The 2,899-nt window shown below is 40.1% G+C and carries 5 protein-coding genes; 2 read left to right on the forward strand and 3 right to left on the reverse strand.

Annotation, left to right across the window (positions count from 1 at the left end; genetic code table 11):
- Positions 1-171: 171 nt before the first annotated feature.
- Together JUI58_RS10385 and JUI58_RS10390 are read left to right on the forward strand one after the other, a co-directional pair.
- Positions 172-384 (forward strand): hypothetical protein, encoded by a 213-nt coding sequence (locus tag JUI58_RS10385; RefSeq protein ID WP_204103713.1) that lies wholly within the window; start codon positions 172-174, stop codon positions 382-384.
- A complete protein-coding gene (locus JUI58_RS10390; RefSeq protein WP_204103714.1) occupies positions 377-724 on the forward strand; it encodes a PIN domain-containing protein in 348 nt (115 codons plus the stop codon). The genes JUI58_RS10385 and JUI58_RS10390 overlap by 8 nt, the downstream gene beginning before the upstream one ends.
- On the opposite strand, the gene JUI58_RS10395 is transcribed toward JUI58_RS10390, so the two are convergent.
- The 3 genes from JUI58_RS10395 to JUI58_RS10405 are packed head-to-tail and all read right to left on the reverse strand — an operon-like array spanning position 714 to position 2,683.
- Entirely contained in the window at positions 714-1,526 is an 813-nt protein-coding gene (locus tag JUI58_RS10395; RefSeq protein WP_204103715.1) for a glycosyltransferase family 2 protein, read from the reverse strand. The two genes, JUI58_RS10390 and JUI58_RS10395, sit on opposite strands and share 11 nt — an antisense overlap.
- 11 nt (positions 1,527-1,537) lie before the next feature.
- The gene (gene gloA, locus JUI58_RS10400) at positions 1,538-1,936 is read right to left on the reverse strand and encodes a lactoylglutathione lyase (RefSeq protein ID WP_204103716.1); all 399 of its coding nucleotides are present in this window, start codon (positions 1,934-1,936) and stop codon (positions 1,538-1,540) included.
- A 48-nt stretch (positions 1,937-1,984) separates the two neighbouring features.
- On the reverse strand, positions 1,985-2,683 hold the full coding sequence (locus JUI58_RS10405; RefSeq protein ID WP_204103717.1) for a hypothetical protein: 699 nt from the start codon (positions 2,681-2,683) through the stop codon (positions 1,985-1,987).
- Positions 2,684-2,899 lie beyond the last annotated feature (216 nt).

Genomic DNA, 2,899 nt, shown 5'->3' on the forward strand with positions numbered 1-2,899 from the left:
TGTTGACGATAGTTTTGTAGCATAAGTTTTACTCCTTAGTTTGGCTCTAGGTTAACTATGATAATCTCTTGGGGCAAGGTGCGACTGTTCCGAGAGAGTGAATGTGTTAGGATTTCAGGATAAGGCGATCGCTAACAACCAACTTGTATTTATTGATTTAGAGAACTAGCTATGACAACCAAACAAATTATTCAAGATAAATTAGAAGACTTAACTGAAGAACAACTCAATCGAGTTTATGAAATTATTGAAAAGTTAAGCAACTCAGAAAATATTTCTCCGAAACCGAGCTTAATGGAAAGGTTACAGCAAATCGAGATTGATGCTCCTGAAGATTTTTCAATTCAAGTTGCTGCTAATTTAGGAAGAGGTTTAGATGAGTAATAAGATTTTCGTGGATACGCTATTTATTGTAGGCTTGCTTAATAAGCGAGATCAATATCACCAAAAAGCACTAGAATTATCTCAACAGTTTAATCGTCATCCTTTGATTACAACTGATGCAATTTTTCTAGAAGTTGGGAACGCTTTATCAAGTAGCCATAAAAATCAAGTGGTTGAATTCATTGAGACATTTCTAGAATCTGATGAAGTTGAAGTTATTCGATTAACTTCAGATTTATTTGAACAAGCATTAACACTGTATCGACAACATCAAGATAAATCATGGGGCTTAGTCGATTATTTTCCAATTAATCGAGGAAAAATATTGCTTATTTGCTGATTGTGTATTTTCCTAGATCGCCGATCGCGCTTTTTTGTAAAGAATGAATGGAAGCTATAATATTAAGATTTCTTGTGGTCATAATAGAGGTTGTCATAATAGAACAATCATTATTCTGATTTCTGACTTTATCTGAATGGGAAAGATGAATCACTTTTCCTGTCCAACAAATCTCAAATCCTAACAGTTCCCCACGCATCAATAAATCTCGATCTTCCCATCCCCATCCTTGAAAGATTTCTTTATATCCTCCCAATGTCATCAATGTGCTTTTACGAGTGCAGATTAAACCGCAACCGGGACGATTTTCGCTGTTTTTGTTTTCTTCTCGAACAATTTTAACAGAAGGGATATTATTCTCAATCTCAATTTTATAAGTATAGCGATCGCGTCTTAAAACTTCAGCATGGGGATTAGATTCTTTGACATTCTGCACGCAAGCGATCGCTTTTTCCTGCACTTTAACGCGATCGAGTAATGCTGTTAGTGTTGCTGCATTCCAAATAATATCCGCATCGGAGATGAGTAAATATTCCCCATGAGAATGCAAAATCCCTTGATTGATTAAACGAGATTTGTTAAACTGAGGACTAGGATAGGAGAGAACCTCTACATTGTCCCGTTTTTGCAATTCTTGTAAAGCTAAAATACAAGGGCGATCGCTGGAGCCACCATCACAAATAATCACCCGTTCGAGGGAATCATTGTAAACGCGATCGCTCACATTTTCTGGGTTAATTAATGACTCGACACATTGTTTAATTTCCCTGCGATTTTTAACGGGAATAATAACCTCAAACATCTATTTTATCTCTAGTCTTCATCTACTTTTTTTAGCTGAATTAGTTCGATTTTATAACCGGTGGGATCTTCAATAAAAGCAATCACTGTTGTTCCGTGCTTCATGGGTCCTGGTTCTCGAACAACTTTTCCTCCCTGTGCCTTGATTTCCTCACAGGTGGCGTAAATATCATCGACTCCAAGGGCAATATGACCGTAACCGCTACCGATATCATAACTATCTATTCCCCAGTTATAAGTTAATTCAATAACGGTATTCTCCGACTCTTCTCCATAACCCACAAAAGCAAGGGTAAATTTCCCACCAGGATAGTCTTTTCGACGCAAAAGGGTCATTCCTAAAACTTCGCAGTAAAATTGGATGGATTCCTCTAAATTACCGACTCTTAACATGGTGTGTAGCATTCGCATTGTTCAAGTTCTCCTTATTGAGTGCTTTAGTTTTTTATTATCTCAAAATTACACTAAATAATCGACCCAATGGGCGATCGCCTCGGGGGAACCGTACCATAAACCAGGCGATCGCGGCGAGTGCATGACTCCCTCTAAGGTTAAATTGGTAGCCCCAGCTAAATGTGCTGCGGCGATCGGGGTAATACCATCCCCCCAAGTATTCCCCTCACCACTTGTTAATTTATAGCTGTTATAAGCAAGCCAACTCTCCCATTGTTTGCCATACACCGCTTTTCCTGCGACACAAACATACTTTAAATCGCTGTAAAATGCCCCAGGATAATTGTTGTTGACAAAATCTAAATTGCGCTTTGTCCAACGTTCTTGGCTAACGTGGGGAGTTCCCAGAGAAATGAGAGATGCAACGCGATCGCGCCCTTGCCAAACTCCATCTTTTGCCGTAACATCCCCATGAATCGTATAAGGAATATCTCCCAGATAAATCCTGGCGATCCAACCTCCTGCCGAATGTGCTAACAAATTAACGCGATCGCTCTTATATTTCTGTAAAACTCCCTGCACAGTGTCATGAATCAATCTTAGAACAGGAACGACAGAACGACCGCCAAGAGTTGGCAACCAATCCAGTTTTCGCAAAGGCACGATCGCCCCAGGAATTCCTTTTTGCTTTAAAATCTCTGCTAGAGCAACATAATCCGTGCCGCGAGCAAAGTAGCCAGGTAAAATAACAGTAGGCAGGATCATAGTTGATAGTTGATAGTTGATAGTTGATAATTGATTAGGACTTACGCAGCCAGGGAGCGAGACGCTCCCACTACTGTATTCTCTGGCTATGGTAGTGCGGGCATCTTGCCCGTTAATGCGTAAGTCCTATTGATAATTGATTAGGACTTACGCAGCCAGGGAGCGAGACGCTCCCACTACTGTATTCTCTGGCTATGGTAGTGCGGGCATCTTGCC

Source organism: Spirulina sp. CCY15215 (assembly GCF_016888125.1).
Classification (GTDB): domain Bacteria; phylum Cyanobacteriota; class Cyanobacteriia; order Cyanobacteriales; family Spirulinaceae; genus CCY15215.